The organism is Flavobacterium sp. T12S277, from assembly GCF_048514875.1.
Classification (GTDB): Bacteria; Bacteroidota; Bacteroidia; order Flavobacteriales; family Flavobacteriaceae; genus Flavobacterium.
This window is the reverse complement of record NZ_JBLYEG010000012.1, coordinates 157,274-178,508: the sequence shown is the minus strand read 5'-3', so window position 1 is coordinate 178,508 and position 21,235 is coordinate 157,274. Positions and strand designations below refer to the sequence as shown.

The window sequence follows — 21,235 nt, the reverse complement described above, 5'->3', positions numbered from 1 at the left end:
ATTTTTGAATTTTGTTTGTAAATCGAACCGCAAATATAAAAATATTATATCATTGGTTGAATTAAATCGTATTTAAAATATAAAAATGTAATTTAAAAATAAGGAAATTATTACACTTCCTTCTTGTTTTTATAATGTTTAAAAACGCCATTTAGGATAACTGTAATTACGATTATCAGGGCGCCAATATAAAATTCTGTGCTCATTTTTTCTTTTCCGCCAAGGATAAAATAGGCTAGTACAATTCCGTAAACCGGCTCTAAATTAGTCGTTAACATCACCGTATAGGGGGTTAATTTCTGCATCACTTTCACCGAAGCTGTAAAGGCATATGCCGTACAAACCGAAGCCAAAAGAAGCAACAAACCCCAGTTGTTTAGGGACATGGTAAAAAAGTCAGCATTGAATTTTCCCTGTACTAAAAAATAAATTGAAATAAAGAAAACTCCCGCAGCAAACTCATAAAAGGTAATTACCGAAGGGTCGTGTTCTGTGATTAATTTTCCGTTCATTAACGTAAACAAAACTCCCAGTATGATAGCTGCCAATGCATAATACATGCCGTGCAGGTACTTCACCTCTACCTTCATAATCAGTGCTAAACCGGCGATAATAATCAATCCGAAGAAAACCTCGTAGAATAAAATCTTTCTTCCGTAGAAAAGCGGTTCTAACAGCGAAGCAAAAAATGCTCCTAACGAAAATATCGAGAGGGTTATGGAAACATTGGATACATGAATGGCTCTAAAAAAGAAAATCCAATGAAGCGCAATCAGCAGTCCGACAAAAATAAGCTTTGCGAAAGAGGTAGCCGAGATGATAAAAGATTGTTTCTTGTATACAATAAAAGCGGCCAGAAAAACTCCTGCAAGAAGCATTCTGAACCAAACCAAATTTTCGGCATCAATGGTTATCAAAGCACCAAGAATGGCCGTAAAACCCCAGATAAAAACAATTAAATGAAGATTTAAATAACTTTTTAAATTATCGTTTCGCATTACGTAGTAGGTAAATCGCTAAAATTCCAAAAACAATATTCGGAAACCAAACAGCAAATAAAGGTGAGAAGGTAGATTTTTCGGCAAGTGTTCCAAATATTTTATCAAAAAACACAAAGGCGAAGGCTATTGCAATTCCGATTGCCAAATTGGTTCCCATACCACCGCGACGTTTCATTGCCGAAACTGCCACAGCAATAATCGTAAGGATAAAAGCAGAAACGGGTACACTGTATTTTTTATACAGTACAACTAAATAGGTATTGATATTTCCCGAACCTCTTTTACGCTCTTTCTCAATAAAATCAATCAGTTTGCCCAATGGAAGAGTCTCTGCAATATAAACTACCGGAGTTAAATCGGCCAGCTCAAATTTGAAAGCCACTCTTTTTTCCGGAATTTTTTCGACCTGATCATTTAATTCTCCTAACGTTCTTTTGGTATAATCGTACAAATTATAGGTCTTTGTTTTAGGATCCCATTTGATACGGCTGGCGGTAATTTTATACGTTAACTTTTCACCCTCAAAATGCTCTAACGTAAAATTAAAAGCCGTCTTAGACTCTTCATTAAAGCTATTGACAAAAATAAAATCGTTGTCGTTAATTTGTCGGTATACGTTTGTATTATTACCCAGCATTTCTACTTTTCCATTCCCCTTTAAATACGTATATCTAAAGTTATTGAACCCTTCGCTGGCGGCAGGAACAATAAAAAACCCCATTAAAAGCACAAAAATCGAAACGATCGAAGCACCAATAATATAAGGTCTTAAGAAACGTGAAAACGAAATTCCGGAACTTAACACTGCAATAATCTCTGTATTATTGGCCAGTTTTGAAGTAAACCAAATTACCGACAAAAACAAAAATATCGGAAACAGAGAATTCGCAAAATATACCGTAAAATTGTAATAATAGATCGCAATTGCGGTAAACGGAATTTTATTTTCCAACATCTTATTCACCTTTTCAGAGACGTCAATCACAATCCCAATCGGAATAAATAACAAGATCATCACCGAAAATGTGGCTAAATATCTTTTTAAAATATACTTATCTATTATCGTTAACATAGCAAAGTTTAATCGATTATTTGCTTAACCGTTTAACCGAATAAACGATTAAACAAATCAACTTTTTTTATAGTCTTTGACTCATATTTTTAACCATCATTTCTTTCCATGGTCTAAAATCGCCAGCTAAGATATGCTTTCTTGCTTCACGAACCAACCACATATAAAAACCAAGGTTATGAATCGTTGCAATTTGTTTTCCTAAATATTCATTAGCGGCAAACAGGTGACGCAAATAGGCTTTTGTATACTCGGTATCCACAAAAGTATGCCCCATTTCATCAATTGGTGAAAAATCAGCTTCCCATTTTTTATTTTTGATGTTGATGGTTCCGTTTGCTGTAAACAACATACCATTTCTGGCATTACGGGTTGGCATCACACAATCAAACATATCAATTCCCAAAGCAATATTTTCCAAGATATTAATCGGAGTTCCAACTCCCATTAAATAACGCGGTTTATCTTCAGGTAAAATTTCACAAACCACTTCGGTCATGGCGTACATTTCTTCTGCAGGCTCTCCTACAGACAAACCTCCAATAGCATTTCCTTGTTGTCCTGCATTTGCAATATACTCTGCCGACTGACGACGCAAATCTTTATAAGTACTACCCTGAACAATTGGAAAAAAGGTCTGCTCGTATCCATATTTATAAGGCACTTTGTCCAAATGGTTGATACAACGATCTAACCAACGGTGTGTCATGTGCATCGAACGTTGTGCATATCTGTAATCACATGGGTAAGGTGTACATTCATCAAAAGCCATAATGATATCGGCTCCAATGGTACGCTGGATTTCCATTACACTTTCCGGTGAAAAAAAGTGATACGAACCATCAATATGTGATTTAAACTTTACGCCTTCTTCTTTAATTTTTCTGTTATTAGAAAGTGAATATACCTGATATCCACCTGAATCAGTCAAAATATTACGATCCCAATTCATAAATTTATGCAATCCGCCTGCTTTTTCAAGAATTTCAGTCTGCGGACGTAAATACAAATGGTAGGTATTTCCAAGAATAATATCCGGATTGATATCCTCTTTAAGTTCGCGCTGGTGTACCCCTTTAACAGAAGCCACTGTACCAACAGGCATAAAAATAGGCGTTTCGATTACGCCGTGATCTGTAGTAATACTTCCCGCTCTCGCTTTAGATTGCGGATCTTTTTGTAATAAATCAAACTTCATCTGTTTCTTTTTTCAGTCGGCAAAGATAGGCTAATTTCAGGAAATTCTAAGTAGTTAATTAGGTAATTAGACAATTAGTCAATTTGATAATGAATGTAGGGCCGATGCTTACTCTTTACACCCGAACTTGAAACCTGAAACCTGAAACTTGGAATTTGGAATTTGGAATTTGGAATTTGGAATTTGGAATTTGAGACTTACAACTAATCTAGTTCCATTCACAGCACAAAAAAACATAACGATTCAGTAAAAAAACTTAAATTTGGTAAAAACCGCAGGCCAAAAAAACTGCGAATTTGTGTGACGAAAAAATAAAACAAACAAATGAATTTAGCTCAAAAACTTGGATATCCTGAAAACACCAAACTGTTAATCATTCATGCCGACGATGCGGGTTTATCACATTCTGAAAATCAGGCCACGATACAAACACTCCAAAACGGCTTCGTAAACTCCTATAGCATCATGACACCCTGTCCGTGGTTTTTCGAAATGGCGAACTTCGCCAAAAACAATCCGCAATATGACTGTGGTGTACATCTCACGCTTACCTGTGAGTGGGAAAATTACAAATTTGGTCCGGTACTTCCGCTTTCAGAAGTTCCTAGTTTAACCGATGCAAACGGTCATTTCTATAAATCCAGAGCTGATTTTAAAAATCATGCAAAACCATCAGAAATCAAAAAAGAACTTACGGCTCAAATCGAAAGAGCATTGCAATTCGGAATACAACCTACCCACCTGGACTCGCACATGTGCAGCATTGGTGTAACTCCGGAGATTTTAGAAATCTACAAAGAACTCGGCCGACAATACAAACTGCCGGTTTTCATCAACCAGCAATTTGTTGAATCCATTCGTTTATCTGACGAAGCATACAATTTTGAAGATATGCTTTTGACCGATAATCTTTTGATTGGATATTTTAGCGACTTTGAAAAAGGAGAATTAAGAAATTCGTACATCAAAGCCTTAGACAATGCGATCCCGGGTTTAAATGTATTCTTGCTGCATCCCGCTTTTGACGACTTTGAAATGCAGGGCATCACCGTGAACCACCCTAATTTCGGCTCGGCCTGGCGTCAAATCGACTTTGACTTTTTTACCAGTGAAGAATGTGGCAGAAAACTACAAGAAAATAACATTCAATTAATCACCTGGCGGGAGATTGGATTAATTAGATAATTAGACAATGAGATAATTTGGTAATTAGTCAATTGTTTTCTTTGAATTCTTACAAACCCTGATGACACACAAAACAGGCTTTGAAACCATGGCCCTGCCTCTTTTTGGCTTTATAAAATCAAAACAATTCTGTTTTTCTCCATGCTGATACCAAAAAGAGCAATAATTTCGTCATTTAGTACAAACTAAACCAGAAAATCATTTGTCTCCCCGCAAAATAAAAATTACTTTTGCACCAGTTTAACTTTTACACATAAAATGAAGCCTAACACACAACAATTAAGCGATTTAACTATCCAAGTAAGAAGAGACATTCTTCGAATGGTACATGCTGTCAACTCAGGTCACCCAGGTGGTTCATTAGGTTGTACTGAATTTTTGGTAACACTGTACCAAAACATTATGGAGCGTAAAGAAGGTTTTGATATGGACGGAATTGGAGAGGACATTTTCTTCCTTTCAAACGGACATATTTCTCCTGTTTTTTATAGCGTACTAGCACGTAGCGGTTATTTCCCTATTTCAGAACTTGCCACTTTTAGATTACTAAACTCCCGTTTACAAGGACATCCAACAACTCACGAAGGATTACCTGGAATTCGTATGGCTTCTGGTTCATTAGGACAAGGTTTATCTGTAGCTCTTGGTGCGGCTCAGGCTAAAAAATTAAATGGCGACAATCATTTGATTTATTCTTTACACGGAGATGGTGAATTACAAGAAGGTCAAAACTGGGAGGCTATCATGTATGCTTCTGCTAAAAATGTAGACAACCTTATTGCAACTATCGATCTTAACGGAAAGCAAATTGACGGAACAACTGACGAAGTTTTAGCAATGGGAAGCCTTCGCGCTAAATTCGAAGCTTTTGACTGGGACGTTCTTGAAATTAAAGAAGGAAACAATATCGATGCTATTATTGCCGGTTTAAACGATGCTAAATCAAGAACAGGAAAAGGAAAACCAGTTTGTATTTTGTTATATACAGAAATGGGTAACGGAGTTGATTTTATGATGCACACACATGCATGGCATGGTAAAGCACCAAACAACGATCAGTTGGCAAGTGCTTTAGCTCAAAACACTTCAACTTTAGCAGATTATTAAAAAATGCTTTAAGCCTTAAGCAATAAGTTTTATGCCTATTGCCTACAGCCTACAGCCTATAGCAAAAAATAAATGAAAAAATATACAAATACAGGAAGTAAAGATACTCGTTCGGGTTTTGGAGCGGGAATGACTGAACTAGGTCAAAAAAACGAAAATGTTGTAGCCTTATGTGCGGATTTAATTGGATCATTAAAATTTGATGATTTCAAAAAAAATCACCCGGAGCGTTTTTTCCAAATTGGTATTGCTGAAGCAAATATGATTGGTATTGCTGCAGGTTTAACAATTGGAGGAAAAATTCCTTTCACAGGAACATTCGCTAACTTCTCTACAGGAAGAGTTTACGATCAAATTCGTCAATCAGTTGCTTACTCTGATAAAAATGTAAAAATTTGTGCTTCTCACGCTGGTTTAACACTAGGTGAAGACGGAGCAACACACCAAATCCTTGAGGATATTGGATTAATGAAAATGTTACCGGGAATGACTGTAATCAATACTTGCGATTACAACCAAACTAAAGCAGCCACTTTAGCATTGGCAGACCACCATGGTCCTGCTTACTTGCGTTTTGGACGTCCGGTTGTGCCTAACTTTACACCTGCTGACGAGCCTTTCGTAATTGGAAAAGCTATTTTATTAAACGAAGGAACTGACGTAACCATTGTTGCAACAGGACACTTAGTTTGGGAAGCTCTTATCGCTGCCGAAGCTCTTGAAGCAAAAGGAATCTCTGCTGAAGTAATCAACATCCACACTATTAAACCACTTGACGAAGAAGCCATTCTAAAATCATTGGCCAAAACAAAATGTGTGGTAACTGCAGAAGAGCACAACATTCTTGGAGGTCTTGGAGAAAGCGTTTCAAGAGTATTAGCTTTAAACAATCCTGCACCGCAAGAATTTGTAGCCGTTAACGATAGTTTTGGTGAATCTGGAACTCCGGAACAACTAATGGAAAAATACAAATTGAACAACCAAGCGATTGTTGAAGCTGTAGAAAGAGTAATCAAAAGAAAATAAATTCAATTTTCTTACCGTATAAAAAAACCTCGAAAAGTAATTTTCGAGGTTTTTTGTTTTGGTACGCAGGCTTGCGAAGAAAGAAGAAAGAACACAGAGCAAAGAGTAGCCGAAACTTTGGCAAAGTAGAATACCCGCAAGACGCCAAGTTTTTTCTCCGCATATAAAAAAAACTGCAACCCGAGCGATAGCAAATTGGCAAAGCAAATCTGCAAGGAACAAAATTTTTAAGCCCTGCTAATCTGCAAACCTGAACACATAAAACACTAGCTGTTACCACAAAAAAACCTCGAAATCACTTTCGAGGTTTTCATTTATTTACTGCAAACTAAAATTTAATTCTGCTTATAAGGATAGGTTTTATCCAAATGAATTTTTAATCTTGGTTTATCTGTATAATCCGCTTCTATGTATTTTCTTGAATTGGTATACGATTCCGGTTTACTAGGATCTGCAAGTGCTCCTGTTGGTCTTCTTGGAATACCTCTTGGCTCCGTTTCATCTACATTAGGAGTTAACGGATTATCTACAAGCGGCTCCCAAGGATAATATTTACTTACACCATAATTAATACCATTTACGATACCCACTTCCCCTGCAGGTTTTGTAATCTCAAATCGGGTTGTAAAACCGTCTCCGTCATCGTCAAAATCAAGGAAATCAGAGATTCCATCACCATCCGTATCATCTACTAATCCAGCCGGTGGATTTGGGTATTTTGTTTTATTAATATTGTAGTCGTACAAATAGCCGTCTCCATTAATATCCTCTAAATAATCAGGAACACCATCACCTACTATAGTCCTGTCGCCTGTAGCCGGAGAAATACTAGACTCGTTATCCATTCTTTGAAGATCGTATAATTTAACACTAAAAACGATAGGAGTATAAGCCGGAATAGCGTCACTAACTCTCTCGTAATAAGCCAATCCTGAAGGCAAAAACATAACTCCTGCTCCAAAACCACTATAGGTAATAACTCCATTACCATCTGTGCTTGAAGTACCCGTCTTAAACTTTGGAAAAATCTCCGACCAACCTTCAATTACTGTCTTCTCAGGTGCATATGGAAACAAATTAAAATCTTTCTGGAAATTATTCGAAGTATCAAACACCTTATTACTCAACAAAGTCCCCGTATAAGAACAAACAATTCGATCTGTATTGGTTGGCGCACTTCCAGTTCCTTCTCTTAAAACCAAATAATACACATTATAAGTGATGTCATTACTATAGACCGGTCTTGTTTTTAAAGCATAGGTCTTTTGGTCCCAAATCGAAACATTTCCGTCACCGGCAACTATTTTTTTGATCACCACATCCTGATCTTCCGGAGCTCCAGGACTATTGACAACCGTCATATAATTGGTCTTTAAAAATTTGACAATAGAATCATTATCAGCTTTATATTGCGTTGCATAATCTCTTAACGGAACCGTCACCACCTCATCATCATCCTTTTTACTACAAGAAACGAACGAAATACCCGCAAGCAATAAAATAAAATAATATTTAAATTTATTCATTATTGTTAATTTTTTAGGTGCGCAAGATACAATATTGATTTATTTTTGTAAAGATTTTAACTTTGATTTTAGAAAAATTATGAGAATAGACAAATACCTCTGGTGCGTGCGATATTACAAGACCAGAAACATGGTTACGGAAGCCTGCAAAAAAAACCATATCACTGTAAATGGACAAGTTGCAAAGCCATCCAAAGAGGTTTTTCCTACTGACAGAATCACCTTTAGAAAAGATCAGATTACACAAATTATAACCGTGCTCGACATTCCTGAAAACCGTGTTGGCGCAAAACTGGTTGACATTTATCGAAAAAACGAAACCCCTCCTGAAGCGTATGCACATCTGGAATTGCTAAAACTATCCAAAGAACACTATCGCAAAAGCGGTACCGGACGACCTACCAAAAAAGACCGTCGTGATATTGACGAATACGACAATGAGATTTTTGACGAGGAAGAGGAAGTTTAATTTTCAAAATCCAAAATCCAAATCCCAAATCTTAAATTCCAAAACTTACGTATGTAAAAATTTAAAACCTCAACACTATAATTTTAAAATTCCTTTCTAAACTTTGGAATTTGGGATTTGAAAATTGGATTTTAAATTAGTTATATTAGCAAAAAAAAATAAATCATGAGCAAAAACATCATCTTAACCAATCAGGAAATCGAACACAAAATAAAACGTATCGCTTATCAGATCTATGAAACTTTTGTTGATGAAGACGAAGTTGTAATTGCCGGAATCGCTTCAAACGGTTCTGTTTTTGCTCAAAAACTTGCTTCGGCCTTAGCCAGTATTTCAACACTTAAAGTTTCGCTTTGCGAAGTTAAAGTTGACAAACAAAATCCGCAGTTGCCTATTTCTACGTCATTAACCAAAGAAGAGTACGAAAACAAAGGTTTGGTACTGGTTGATGATGTCTTAAATTCGGGAACTACTTTAATATATGCTGTTCGTCATTTCTTAGACGTTCCGCTTAAGAAATTCAAAACAGCAGTGCTGGTAGACAGAAACCACAAAAAGTATCCTGTAAAAGCTGATTTTAAAGGAATCTCTCTGTCTACTTCTTTATTAGAGCATGTGCAGGTCGTTTTTGATGAAAACGGCGACAACTATGCCTTCTTAAGCTAAAATTGCTAAAATATCCTGAACCGTTTCTTCGACAGTCTTGTCATCAACCGTAACTTTATATTGTGCCTGGTTGTAATAATAGCTTCTGTCGAATAAATGTTTCGCGATAAACTCTTTCATTTCCTCTTCATTCATATCCGCAATTAACGGGCGTTTGCTTTTATTATGAATCAACCTTCCGTACAAAGTCTCTATCGAAGCTTTTAAATATATAGAAACCACACCCTCACCTTTTAGCAATTCATGGTTATTGGCATAACAAGGTGTCCCTCCACCTAAACCTATAATACTATTTTCAGAAGACTGGAGCAATTCTACAAACATTTCGTGTTCTAATTTTCTAAAATAAATCTCTCCATGCTGCTCGAAAATCTCATTTATGGATAAATTGACTCTATTTTCGATACATTTGTCTAAATCCAGAAACGGAATATTTGTAATTTTTGACATATTTTGGGCAATCGTTGACTTCCCGCAACCCATATATCCTAACAATACGATTTTTTTCATTTTAATAATACCTTATAAACTAAGAGGTTGTAAATTTTGATTAAAAAAAGACAAATTTATAATAAATAAGCTTGGAAATAATAAAAAAAACTTCTTATATTTGCACCCGCGTTCAAGAAGCGAAAATGACTCGATAGCTCAGTTGGTAGAGCACATCACTTTTAATGATGGGGTCCTGGGTTCGAGCCCCAGTCGGGTCACAAACTGTGACTCACAATTTAAGTTTCTTGATAGCATTGACTCGATAGCTCAGTCGGTAGAGCACATCACTTTTAATGATGGGGTCCTGGGTTCGAGCCCCAGTCGGGTCACAAAGGTCGAGTATTAATTTACTTGACCTTTTTTAATTTTCGGCCATGTGGAGAAATGGTAGACTCGCCATCTTGAGGGGGTGGTGCTCGCAAGGGCGTGAGGGTTCAAATCCCTCCATGGTCACTATAAAAAAGCGCAAACCTGTACATACAAAGGTTTGCGCTTTTTTTATTGCGGTATTTCCCGACTTCTGCCCGACAATTTTCATAAGTGAAACCTATTATTTCACATTATCTATTTTTCATTTTTATCTAATCCTCAAAAACAACCGCTACACACTTACAACCAATTGTTTACCAAACAATAGCGAATATTACAATACGAATTTCTGCCGTTTGTTTAACTCTACTTTTGTTTAGAATTTACCAAAATTCAAAACATCTAATGGATTAAAAACAAACAATCAACAAATGAAACCCCATAGTAATGACAATTATTCAAAAGTCAAACCTTTCTTGTTTCTCCCTCCCCTATTTTTCTTAATTACACTTATTTTATTTCTGTACAGCAAAGACGCTTTGTGTGTTAACAAATACATACAGATTCAAAAAGACAGTTTCTTTTTTATCAATCATCATCTGAGACAATATCCAAATCTAATATACAACCTGACTCAGTTTGGAGACTGTTTGGTTTTTTCTTCTTTCATAAGCATTTTAATTGTGTACACTCCTAAAATATGGGAATCTCTACTATCAACCCTAATAGTCACTTTGATATTCTCCTGCCTGCTTAAACATCTATTTGCCGTTCCAAGACCTGCAGCAGTGTTTGACAATACAAGTTTTTTCATCGCAGGAAAAGCAATTTGCGCACACAATAGTCTACCATCCGGGCACTCCATCACAATTTTTGCGACACTCACTATTTTAATGTTTCCATTTGCACCCAAAAATTTGAAATGTAGAATTTTATATTATTTCACATTCATCATCTTAGGATCTATTCTCGCTTTTACACGAGTAGGAATAGGAGCTCATTACCCATTAGATGTGATAATAGGCAGTATTATTGGATATATTTCAGGACTTCTTGGTATTTTTATCACTAGAAAATATAACATTTGGACCTGGATTAATAATAAAAAATACTACCCCATTCTTATTCTTATATTTGTGATTTGCAGCATTCTATTAGTCTGCAGAATAATTAATACTAATTTGATTATCTTTTACTTAGCCCTCATCAGTCTGGTCTTTCCACTATATAAACTTATTAGCCTTTATATTAAAAAATAATTTAAGGATAGCACATTTTGTTATACTAATGAGTGTCTGACTTTCTGTTCTTTCATTTATCATTTCACACCTATGTTTTTAATAATATTGACTATAAAAGCTCTAATGGCATCTTATTGATTATATGCTAAATTGTTCGAAAACGAACTGACGATAATCACTCTATTCAAATGAAATCTAAGCCGGGGAACCCAAATACCATCTAAAATCTACAAATTTCCCATAAAACTGTTCCAATTCTATACCGTCAAGATCACAAAAAAAGCCATACACACAAATACACTTCCACTTTTTTCCAGCTTACGTCCTACGTTTCAACATGTTACTTCTTTATTAAATTTAAGTTAAGAGAAGCTATGAAATATCAAAAATAACTTCTTATATTTGCACCCGCGTTCAAGGAAAGAATATGACTCGATAGCTCAGTTGGTAGAGCACATCACTTTTAATGATGGGGTCCTGGGTTCGAGCCCCAGTCGGGTCACAAAAATTGTGATTTAACAAAATACTTTCCTTGATAGCATTGACTCGATAGCTCAGTTGGTAGAGCACATCACTTTTAATGATGGGGTCCTGGGTTCGAGCCCCAGTCGGGTCACAAAAGGTCAGGTATTCATTTACCTGACCTTTTTTTTGTTTTCTTTATTGTCGAGAAACGATAAAACTTCCGCCTAAACAATAAGCTCAATCATTTTCCGTTCGACAATCTAATGAAATCCTACTTTTCGCTACTGCTTACTTTTGTTCTCCCGTATTTTTGCATTGCGCAAACCGACACCACCTACATCAAACCTTTTGAAAACAAAGCTTCCGTAAGGACTTATTTGTCGATGAAATTCATTTCGTTGCAACAGGAAACGAATGGAGACATTAAAAAATTCATGCCCAATACACCGATGAACCTGGGTCTTGGCATCTCTATAAAAAACACCATAATCGATTTTAGTTACGGACAGGGTCTTAGCTTTATGAAAGACAAGGAAAAAGGAAGAACCAAAGCACTCGATTTTCAGATTCATAATTACGGACGAAAGTTCATCATTGATCTTTTCGTTCAAAAATATCGTGGTTTCTATATCGCCGACGATGCCGGCAAAAATGTACAATTATATCCCGATCTAAAAATCCAGCAATATGGCGCCTTTGGACAGTATGTTTTTAATAACAAAAAATTCTCGTACAAAGCTGCTTTTATGCAAAACGAAAAACAATTAAAATCAGCCGGAAGTTTCCTGCTTGGAGGAGGCGTTTATTTTTCGAAAATAAACTCCGACAGTTCTTTTGTATACAAATCTAAAAATGCGTTACGCAACTTCCAATTTGGTGTCAGTGGAGGTTATGCTTATACCTGGGCAATCAGCAAAAAATGGTATACGAGCGGATCGGCAACAATAGGTGTTAATGTTGGTACCGAAAGAATAAACGATTTTGGAAAACAAAGAATAGAAGTGTATCCCACCTTTTTCCCCAGAATAGCCTTTGGGTACAACAAAGAAAAATGGTCACTTGGTCTATCATACATCAACAATGTCATATTCTCTTCTTTCTCAGACGACAACAAAAGCAACATTGGTTTGTCTTCGGGCAATTTCCAGATTGGTGCCATCTGGAGATTAAACACCAATCCATTTTCCAGAAGGGAGAAATCAGAATAAAACAACCAGTGTTCTTCTCCTGAAGATAAAAAATGAACTCCAGCCCGAAACTGCTATTTTTCCAAAAAGGCTTGGCATCTACTTGCTATTCATCAAAAAATCTGCTACAGCCTCATAAGCCGGTAAAGAATATGGATCGTTTGCGGCGTTACCCGCAACTAGGTTAGACGCAAAACGCACAATAACCATATCGGCTTTCGGATCGATGTAAATAACTTGTCCATGTACACCACGCGCGCAAAACGCTCCATGTGCATTATGCGTAATCCACCACATATTTCTATAACTCCATCCTTTTAAGAGAGAATATCCGGCCTTGGCAAACGCTTGTTTGTTACCCCCTTTTTTAATGTCGTCGATTGCCGCTTTAGGAATAATTTGCTGCTCACCCACTTTTCCATTGTTTAAAATGAGCTGGCCAAAACGCGCCATATCTCTCAAACCAAGATTAAAACCACCTCCAGCAAAAGGCGTTCCAATCGCATCTACAGAGAAATATCCATCTTGCTCCGCTCCTATTTTTCTCCATACTTTTTCAGACAGAACCTCAGCCACCGTTTTTCCGGTAACTCTGGCAATTATCCATCCCAAAACATCCGAATTAACGGTTTTATATCCAAAACTATCTCCGTGAACTCCTTTTTTCTTAACGGTTGGCAAATATTCATAATAGGTTTTGGCCCCAGTATAACCCTTAGGTTTTGGCAATGGATTTCCGGCTGCCGAAAACTTCCATATTTCGGCGTTAGGATCTGCATAGTCTTCGCTAAACTGTAGCGCCGTTGTCATATCCATAACCTCTCTCACAGAAGCATCACCAAAGGCAGACTCTTTAAGTTCGGGAATATAATAGGAAACGGTTTTTGTAGTGTCAATCAAACCTTCTTTTGCCAATAGAATGCCAAGTGTACCGGTAAACGATTTTGTAACCGACATAGCCGCATGTTGACCGTCTATTGCTAAAGCTCCAAAGTACTTTTCGTATACAATTTTCCCGTGATGCATCACAATCACACCATCGGCATAGACTTTTTGCAAAGACTCTTCCCAAGTCATCGTTTTTGTTTCGCCCAAAGGAACAAACTTAATTTTATCAATATCTTTATTGCTGTTTTCTGCTAATGGTATTGCTTCGCCCAATCCCCGCGAAACATTTACTGTTGGCATAAACTGACGCATATGCGCCACACTCCATCGAAGAGCCGGAAACTGAAAAAAGCTTCCATCTTCAAATCGCGGAATCTTATTGTCCGGTGGCGGAGAACCTTTCATCCATCCCATCTTCACCGGATCACTCTGTGCCGCATCCGGATACTTTGTTTTTTCCTGAGCAGCGGCGCCGTTGCTCCACAAAACCATCAAACTAAATACTAACGGAGACAAAAAAAAGACTTGTTTCATATTATCATACTTTAATTTAAGGAGTCGTAAAAAATCAAATAGAAGAAACATTATGTTCATCATTTCAATTCGCAATAGAAAAACATAACGATTTACGCTAAGTTAAGAACTTAATTTCAAACAGCTTATGAATCACAACAAATAACCATCATTGGTGAGGGTTTAAAACCTGTTGATTTTGCAAAAAAATAATAAATATTTCATAAAAGAACTTCTCCTACAAAACAAAAACTTTACTACATTCGTTTCCGAATTATTAACCTACTAACCTAATCCCAAATTGGTTTATGAAAAAATTTTTATTACTATCATTTCTTATGATCACTTGTGCTACCTGGGCACAATCAGCAACCGGCTATTTTGACAAGGCCATAAAAAAAGCCGAAGCAGGCAACACTAAAGGAGCAATTTCCGATTACACAAAAGCCATCAGCATGAATTCAAAATTTGTAGAGGCTTATCAAAATCGCGGTGTTGCAAAACTAAAACTCAACGACCTTAAGGGTGCCCTTGCTGATTTTAGCAAAACCATCGATCTTGACAGCATGAATGCCGATGCTTTTACCGGAAGAGCCAACGTGAACTACAAGTTAATGAATTTCAAAGAGGCTGTTGCAGACTGCACTTCGTCCTTAGGTTTGAACCCAAAAGATTATATCGCTTACAACCTGAGAGCTTTGGCTTACAACAAAATGGGCGACCAAAAAAATGCCTGCAAAGACTTCACAAAAGCAATTGAATTAGGCAGCCAGAGTGCTATCAAAAACAAAGCAACTTTTTGCAAATAGAGTATCCTCTTAAAACAACAAACACCAAAGCAATCTGTAGAATCTATTTTACAGGTTGCTTTTTCTTTACAGCCCATTTTCTGGTCTGAAAGATATTTTTACTTTTGTTACCTAAACCAAAAAGCAATGGCGCTCCTCAAAAAAATAAACCAAAAAGCTCAAGCCGATATCAATTCCGGTTTCGGACCAAATGCAAACAGCTACGGAAATCGTTTTGTGAATAAAAACGGAACTCCTAATGTCGAAAAAAGAGGAATGCACCTGCTGCGCCGCATTAGCTGGTACCACACCATGATTGACATGCCAAACTGGAAATTCATGCTTATTTTGTTTTCTTTTTACATTGGCATCAACTTTATTTTTGCAATTGCCTATTATGCCATCGGAATTCAGCATCTTGACGGGATTAAACAATCGGAAAGTGTACTGACGCAGTTTGGACAGGCTTACTTTTTTAGTGCGCAGACTTTTACTACTGTGGGTTATGGACACATTAGCCCCACCGGTTTTTTGACAAGCGCCCTTTCAGCTGCCGAAGCTCTGATTGGATTATTAAGTTTCGCCATAGCCACAGGTTTGTTCTTTGGAAGATTTAGCAAGCCGACCGCTTTTTTAAAATTTGCCGACCACGCCTTAATTTCGCCTTACCGGGATAAAAGAGGTCTGATGGTACGTCTTGTTCCTTTTAAAAACACCAATTTTACAGATGCAACAGCCAAAATGACACTGGGATTAAGTATGAAAGAAAATGGTGTAAAAACCAATAAATTCTACAGCTTAGATCTGGAACTGGAACGAATAAATGCTCTTTCTTTAAGCTGGACGCTGGTGCATCCCATTACAGAAAACAGTCCTTTGTACAATTTTACTCAGGATGATTTTAAAAAAGTACACGGTGAGATATTAGTTTTCATTACCACTTTTGACGATATGTACAGCAATACCGTTGCGGCACGAACATCTTATACTTTTGATGAAGTGATTTACGGAGCCAAATTTGAAACGATGTACAACAGAAGTAAAGATGGCTCTAAAACGATCCTTCATTTAGACAAATTAAACGATTACCAATCGGTAAGCCTCTCATAATCTATGATTTTACTCAAGTTATAAAGGTAATTTGAGATTTTATTCTATTTTTGTTTACTAAATAGCCAATAATGATAAACAACATTAAAACTGTTTTCAGCATAAAAGATCTTGAAAACTTATCCGGCATAAAAGCGCATACCATTCGTATCTGGGAAAAAAGATACAATATCTTAGAGCCCATGCGCACTGACACCAATATCAGGCTTTACAATTTGCAAAATCTGCAAAAACTCTTAAACATAACATTATTACACGAATACGGTTATAAAATATCTAAAATAGCGACCTATCCCGAAGAAAAAATCCCACAGCTGGTTCGCGAAATCATCTCAAAGAAAAACTCACAGAATTACGCCATCACTTCATTTAAGATGGCAATGATGAATTTTGATCAGGAAATCTTCTTCAATACTTTTGACTGGCTTATTTCGGAAAAATCCTTTCGGGAAGTTTTCAAAGATCACTTTCTTCCTTTGCTAAAAGAATTGGGATTATTATGGCAATCCGAAACCATCACTCCGGCCAATGAGCATTTCATGAGTCACCTCATCAAGCAGAAAATCTTAATTTATACTGAGAGCCTTCAAATTTTAAAACCAACTAAAACCAACAGGATTTTTGTACTCTCGCTCCCTCTGAATGAAATTCATAAAATAGGATTGCTCTATCTGCAATACGAGATTCTATTAAATGGATACAAAACCATCTATTTGGGTGAAAGTATGCCTATCGAAAACCTGCAGGATTTAACCAAGCATTTTGAAAACATTACGTTTGTATCTTTCATGACTATTCAGCCCGATCGCAACGTAATCAATCAATATGTAAAATCGATGGGGCAAAAATTACTTCAAAAAAACAACGAAATCTGGCTTATGGGTAATATGGTCGAGCATATCGATCAGAAGGTTTTATCGGAAAGAATACGCGTTTTCGATTCAATGGAAGAAACAATCAGTATGCTGTAATATTTTGTTTAAAGTTTTTGTATATTTGTTAAACAAATGAAGAAAACAATAGCAATAATAGGATCAGGCTTCTCTTCTTTAGCCGCTTCGTGTTACCTTGCACAGCAAGGCAATACAGTCACGGTTTATGAAAAAAACGAGACTATTGGCGGCAGAGCCAGACAATATAAAAAAGAAGGCTTTACATTCGACATGGGGCCAAGCTGGTATTGGATGCCGGATGTTTTCGAACGTTTCTTTCGGGACTTCGATAAAACCCCTTCTGATTATTACGAACTCATCAAACTCAATCCGGCTTACAGGGTGTATTTTGGTTTAAATGATTTCATTACGATTGCTGATAATTTAGAAGAAATAAAAAACACCTTCGAAGAAATTGAAACCGGCAGCGGTAAAAAACTCGAAAACTTCATCCGTAAGGCCCAAAGTAATTATGACATTGCCATTAAAGAGTTGGTCTATAGTCCCGGAGTTTCGGCACTCGAATTAATTACACCCGAGACTACTTTAAAACTGAATCAGTTTTTCAGCACGGTAAGTGCCGACATCCGAAAACAATTCACAAATCAAAAACTAATACAAATTCTTGAATTTCCCGTTTTATTCTTAGGAGCAAAACCTGCCAAAACACCGTCCTTTTACAATTTTATGAATTATGCCGATTTTGGTTTGGGGACCTGGCATCCCAAAACCGGAATGTACGATGTGGTACGCGGAATCGAAAAACTGGCCCTGGAATTAGGAGTAACCATTAAAACCAACTCCGCGATTGAAAAGATTGTCGTTACAAACAAAACAGCAACAGCGCTTTTAATTGATGGGAAAACGATAGAAGCAGATGTTATTTTAAGCGGCGCCGACTATCACCATACCGAGACTTTACTAGATACTGAGCATCGTGCTTATTCTGAAAAATATTGGGAGAGCCGTACTTTTGCTCCCTCATCTCTTTTGTTTTTTGTGGGATTTGATAAAAAAATAGCCAACGTCACCCATCACTCTTTGTTTTTTGATGTTGATTTTAACCAGCATGCCGCTGACATTTACGACAATCCGAAATGGCCCGACGAACCATTATTTTATGCTAACTTCCCTTCTAAAACAGATCTGTCTGCTGCACCACAAGGGATGGAAAGCGGTTTTTTTCTCATTCCGTTAGCACCCGGAATACAAGATAACGAGGCACTTCGTGAAAAGTATTTTGAAAAAATAATCACGAGATTTGAACAAGTGACCCATCAACAAATAAAAAATAACATTATATTTAAGAGATCATTTTGCAAGAATGATTTTGTTGACGATTACAATGCCTATAAAGGAAATGCATACGGAATGGCCAATACATTATTACAAACTGCTTTTTTGAGGCCAAAACTAAAAAGTAAAAAAGTTCGTAATTTATATTTCACGGGACAATTAACAGTGCCCGGTCCAGGTGTTCCGCCTGCTTTAATTTCAGGAAAACTAGCAGCTGAATTAATTCAAAAATCTTTTAGATCTTAACCGATGAAATCACTATTTGACACTGTTTCTTTCAAATGCAGCAAGCTGGTTACGCAAAGCTACAGTACCTCGTTTTCGCTGGCGGTCAAAATGTTGGCGCCGGGTATTCGTGATGCGATTTACAGCATTTACGGATTTGTACGTTTTGCTGACGAAATTGTCGATTCTTTTCATGATTTTGAGAAAGAAGATCTTATTGGGGATTTCGAAAAAGAATATTATAAAGCGATGGAAAAGGGAATTAGTCTTAATCCTATTCTCAACTCTTTTCAGCATACCGTAAAACAGTATAACATTACTGATGACCTGATTCAGGCATTTTTAAAAAGCATGAAACTCGATCTTATCAAATCCAGTTATCCAACGCAAACCGAGTATGAAGAATACATTTATGGCTCGGCAGATGTGGTAGGTTTAATGTGTCTGAAGGTTTTTGTAAAAGGAAACGAACAAAAATACGAACAACTCAAAAATGAGGCAACCCGACTGGGATCAGCCTTTCAGAAAGTTAATTTTCTGAGAGATCTGAAAGAAGACAATTTGGTTTTAAACCGAAATTATTTCCCGGGTGTAAATTTAAATTCCTTTGACGAAGAAGCAAAAAACACCATCATCGCCGAAATTGAGGAAGATTTCAGAATTGCCTATCAGGGTATTGTAAAACTGCCTATTGAAGCCAAATTTGGCGTTTATACTGCTTACATTTATTACAGGAAACTGCTTCAAAAGCTTAAAAATACACCCTATTATGAGATTGGAAATTCGCGAATCAGAGTTTCTAATTATACGAAAGCCGGGCTTTTAGCACAATCTTTTGTAACGTATAAATTAAAATTAGTTTAAAATCAATTTCCAACGCTATAGCAATTAAACAAAATGATTTCTTTTTTAATCTTTTTAGGTGTTTTTTTATTCATGGAATGTGTGACCTGGCTCACCCACAAGTACATCATGCATGGACTGATGTGGTATTTTCATGCGGATCACCACCAACCCAAATATGAAAACACCTTTGAACGCAACGATATCTTTTTTGTCATTTTTGCTATTCCGAGTATCGTCTTGTTTTATTTTGGCGTTCAGGGCGGATTCAACTATTTATTTTTTATTGCCTGTGGGGTAACGCTATATGGTGCCTGTTATTTTTTAATTCACGATGTTCTCATCCACCAGCGTTTTAAATGGTTTAAAAACACCAAAAACAAATATTTAATTGGCTTGCGAAAAGCACATAAAATACACCACAAACACTTAGGTAAAGAAGACGGAGAATGTTTCGGGATGCTGTTTGTCCCTTTTAAATATTATAAAGTTTAACACATCGATTTTAGGAATACAACACCCAGGTTGCAAGGTGTTAGAATGAAATATACAAGGTTGATTAAATTTCAAAAAGAAACGAAGATCGTTGTCGTGATTTAAAGCTGTTGCGAAATGTGTCGTTCCGCTGGAACTCATTCTCATGACGCTTTGTTTGCAACGGATTAAAATCCGTTGTTACAAAATTTATTGTTCCTTCGGAACTCTAGCGTCGTAAAAGAGCCATGGGCCCGGATTATATTGTAGCAACGGATTTTAATCCGTCATAAAAAAGACATCATAATAAAAAGAACCATCGGTTCGAACCATATTGTAACGACGGATTTTAATCCATCATAGAAAATAGACATCATAATAAAAGAGCCATCGGCTCGAATCATATTGTAGGACGGATTTTAATCCGTCGTAAAAATAGACATCGCAATAAAAGAGCCATCGGCTCGAACCATATTGTAGCGACGGATTTTAATCCGTCGTAAAAAAGACATCGCAATAAAAAGAGCCGTAGGCTCGGCACATATTGTTTTCGAGATTAATCTAACCCGTTGGTTGTCATTAACAAAAAAAAATAACACATCAATTTTAGAAATACAACACCCAGGTCAGCAGGTATTAAAATAAATTACATCCAACGCGTTAAAATTTAAACTGATGTTATGAAAGTATACAAAATAGAAACCGTACAGCATGTAAACGCTACTATCGAAGAATGTTGGGCTTTTTTTTCAAGTCCAAAAAATCTTCAGACGATAACACTCGACAACATGAGTTTCGAAATTCAGGATTTTGACAACAAGCGCATGTATCCCGGGCAAATCATTACCTATACTTTGAAACCTCTTTTGGGTATTAAAATTAACTGGGTCACGATCATCACGGTTTCAAAAGAGAATCATTATTTTGTAGACGAACAGCGTTTTGGTCCTTACGCCCTCTGGCACCACAAACATTTTTTTGAACCTTCAGAAACGGGAACAAAAATGATCGATGTTGTCCACTATGCATTACCATTGGGATATCTGGGCAGGATCATGAACAGACTTGTCGTAAAAAACAAACTCAAAACTATTTTTGATTATCGCTACAACAAAATCGAAGAACTCTTTAATTCAAAAGTCTAAAGCCTCCATACAACTTTTAGCACAGTAGAAAGGTTTTAAAACTCCCTTCCCGGTCAAAGTTGTGAAAAAAAAATCAA

General features: G+C 36.7%; 20 protein-coding genes and 5 tRNA genes. 19 read left to right on the top strand and 6 right to left on the bottom strand.

Features of this window, described 5'->3' with window-relative positions; all coding sequences use genetic code 11:
- Nucleotides 1-110: 110 nt before the first annotated feature.
- The 3 genes from ACN1CN_RS17280 to tgt all read right to left on the bottom strand — a co-directional run bounded on the left by ACN1CN_RS17280 (nt 111) and on the right by tgt (nt 3,271).
- Nucleotides 111-998, bottom strand: a complete 888-nt coding sequence (locus tag ACN1CN_RS17280; protein ID WP_419136518.1) for a DMT family transporter — start codon at nt 996-998, stop codon at nt 111-113.
- Complete coding sequence (locus tag ACN1CN_RS17275; RefSeq protein ID WP_419136517.1) at nt 985-2,073, bottom strand: LptF/LptG family permease; 1,089 nt, start codon at nt 2,071-2,073, stop codon at nt 985-987. Before ACN1CN_RS17275 ends, ACN1CN_RS17280 begins: the two co-directional genes overlap by 14 nt.
- Nucleotides 2,074-2,140: 67 nt before the next feature.
- The gene (tgt, locus tag ACN1CN_RS17270) at nt 2,141-3,271 is read right to left on the bottom strand and encodes a tRNA guanosine(34) transglycosylase Tgt (RefSeq protein WP_041515562.1); all 1,131 of its coding nucleotides are present in this window, start codon (nt 3,269-3,271) and stop codon (nt 2,141-2,143) included.
- A gap of 324 nt (nt 3,272-3,595) precedes the next feature.
- On the opposite strand from tgt, the gene ACN1CN_RS17265 reads away from it, so the two are divergent.
- The 3 genes from ACN1CN_RS17265 (at nt 3,596) to ACN1CN_RS17255 (ending at nt 6,589) form a co-directional block, all read left to right on the top strand.
- Complete coding sequence (locus ACN1CN_RS17265) at nt 3,596-4,456, top strand: polysaccharide deacetylase family protein (protein WP_419136516.1); 861 nt, start codon at nt 3,596-3,598, stop codon at nt 4,454-4,456.
- A 258-nt stretch (nt 4,457-4,714) separates the two neighbouring features.
- The gene (locus ACN1CN_RS17260; protein ID WP_419136515.1) at nt 4,715-5,563 is read left to right on the top strand and encodes a transketolase; all 849 of its coding nucleotides are present in this window, start codon (nt 4,715-4,717) and stop codon (nt 5,561-5,563) included.
- Between the two features lie 72 nt (nt 5,564-5,635).
- Entirely contained in the window at nt 5,636-6,589 is a 954-nt protein-coding gene (locus tag ACN1CN_RS17255) for a transketolase family protein (protein WP_017498449.1), read from the top strand.
- Nucleotides 6,590-6,924: 335 nt separating this feature from the next.
- Here ACN1CN_RS17255 and ACN1CN_RS17250 read toward each other — a convergent pair whose 3' ends face one another.
- A complete protein-coding gene (locus ACN1CN_RS17250; protein ID WP_419136514.1) occupies nt 6,925-8,115 on the bottom strand; it encodes an FKBP-type peptidyl-prolyl cis-trans isomerase in 1,191 nt (396 codons plus the stop codon).
- 79 nt (nt 8,116-8,194) lie between these two features.
- Here ACN1CN_RS17250 and ACN1CN_RS17245 point away from each other — a divergent pair, with 79 nt between their 5' ends.
- Nucleotides 8,195-8,584 (top strand): RNA-binding S4 domain-containing protein, encoded by a 390-nt coding sequence (locus ACN1CN_RS17245; protein WP_419136513.1) that lies wholly within the window; start codon nt 8,195-8,197, stop codon nt 8,582-8,584.
- 165 nt (nt 8,585-8,749) lie between these two features.
- Entirely contained in the window at nt 8,750-9,250 is a 501-nt protein-coding gene (locus ACN1CN_RS17240; protein ID WP_291287448.1) for a phosphoribosyltransferase family protein, read from the top strand.
- Here the strand turns inward: ACN1CN_RS17240 and ACN1CN_RS17235 are convergent.
- Complete coding sequence (locus ACN1CN_RS17235) at nt 9,242-9,760, bottom strand: shikimate kinase (RefSeq protein WP_291287447.1); 519 nt, start codon at nt 9,758-9,760, stop codon at nt 9,242-9,244. The two genes, ACN1CN_RS17240 and ACN1CN_RS17235, sit on opposite strands and share 9 nt — an antisense overlap.
- Before the next feature lie 127 nt (nt 9,761-9,887).
- Here ACN1CN_RS17235 and ACN1CN_RS17230 point away from each other — a divergent pair.
- The 7 genes from ACN1CN_RS17230 to ACN1CN_RS17200 all read left to right on the top strand — a co-directional run bounded on the left by ACN1CN_RS17230 (nt 9,888) and on the right by ACN1CN_RS17200 (nt 12,965).
- Nucleotides 9,888-9,960: transfer RNA gene (locus ACN1CN_RS17230), tRNA-Lys, on the top strand.
- 38 nt (nt 9,961-9,998) lie between these two features.
- Nucleotides 9,999-10,071, top strand: a tRNA-Lys gene (locus ACN1CN_RS17225).
- A gap of 41 nt (nt 10,072-10,112) precedes the next feature.
- A tRNA-Leu gene (locus ACN1CN_RS17220) sits at nt 10,113-10,195 on the top strand.
- A 287-nt stretch (nt 10,196-10,482) separates the two neighbouring features.
- Nucleotides 10,483-11,310, top strand: a complete 828-nt coding sequence (locus ACN1CN_RS17215) for a phosphatase PAP2 family protein (RefSeq protein WP_419136512.1) — start codon at nt 10,483-10,485, stop codon at nt 11,308-11,310.
- 411 nt (nt 11,311-11,721) lie between these two features.
- A tRNA-Lys gene (locus tag ACN1CN_RS17210) sits at nt 11,722-11,794 on the top strand.
- A 41-nt stretch (nt 11,795-11,835) separates the two neighbouring features.
- Nucleotides 11,836-11,908 (top strand) — tRNA-Lys (locus tag ACN1CN_RS17205).
- A 112-nt stretch (nt 11,909-12,020) separates the two neighbouring features.
- Nucleotides 12,021-12,965, top strand: a complete 945-nt coding sequence (locus ACN1CN_RS17200) for a DUF4421 family protein (protein ID WP_419136511.1) — start codon at nt 12,021-12,023, stop codon at nt 12,963-12,965.
- Between the two features lie 78 nt (nt 12,966-13,043).
- Here the strand turns inward: ACN1CN_RS17200 and ACN1CN_RS17195 are convergent, their stop codons facing one another.
- Nucleotides 13,044-14,366 (bottom strand): serine hydrolase domain-containing protein, encoded by a 1,323-nt coding sequence (locus ACN1CN_RS17195; protein ID WP_419136510.1) that lies wholly within the window; start codon nt 14,364-14,366, stop codon nt 13,044-13,046.
- A 287-nt stretch (nt 14,367-14,653) separates the two neighbouring features.
- On the opposite strand from ACN1CN_RS17195, the gene ACN1CN_RS17190 reads away from it, so the two are divergent.
- From ACN1CN_RS17190 to ACN1CN_RS17160, 7 genes are all read left to right on the top strand, one after another.
- A complete protein-coding gene (locus ACN1CN_RS17190; RefSeq protein WP_264525101.1) occupies nt 14,654-15,154 on the top strand; it encodes a tetratricopeptide repeat protein in 501 nt (166 codons plus the stop codon).
- A gap of 126 nt (nt 15,155-15,280) precedes the next feature.
- Nucleotides 15,281-16,243 carry an ion channel gene (locus ACN1CN_RS17185; protein WP_419136509.1) on the top strand — a complete coding sequence of 321 codons (963 nt, stop codon included), beginning with the start codon at nt 15,281-15,283 and terminating at the stop codon, nt 16,241-16,243.
- A gap of 71 nt (nt 16,244-16,314) precedes the next feature.
- A complete protein-coding gene (locus ACN1CN_RS17180) occupies nt 16,315-17,214 on the top strand; it encodes a MerR family transcriptional regulator (protein ID WP_173967592.1) in 900 nt (299 codons plus the stop codon).
- Nucleotides 17,215-17,250: 36 nt separating this feature from the next.
- Complete coding sequence (locus ACN1CN_RS17175) at nt 17,251-18,717, top strand: phytoene desaturase family protein (RefSeq protein ID WP_419136508.1); 1,467 nt, start codon at nt 17,251-17,253, stop codon at nt 18,715-18,717.
- A gap of 3 nt (nt 18,718-18,720) precedes the next feature.
- Entirely contained in the window at nt 18,721-19,560 is an 840-nt protein-coding gene (locus tag ACN1CN_RS17170; RefSeq protein ID WP_419136507.1) for a phytoene/squalene synthase family protein, read from the top strand.
- 33 nt (nt 19,561-19,593) lie between these two features.
- On the top strand, nt 19,594-20,034 hold the full coding sequence (locus ACN1CN_RS17165; RefSeq protein ID WP_419136506.1) for a carotene hydroxylase: 441 nt from the start codon (nt 19,594-19,596) through the stop codon (nt 20,032-20,034).
- A gap of 659 nt (nt 20,035-20,693) precedes the next feature.
- The gene (locus ACN1CN_RS17160; RefSeq protein WP_264525106.1) at nt 20,694-21,158 is read left to right on the top strand and encodes an SRPBCC family protein; all 465 of its coding nucleotides are present in this window, start codon (nt 20,694-20,696) and stop codon (nt 21,156-21,158) included.
- Nucleotides 21,159-21,235 lie beyond the last annotated feature (77 nt).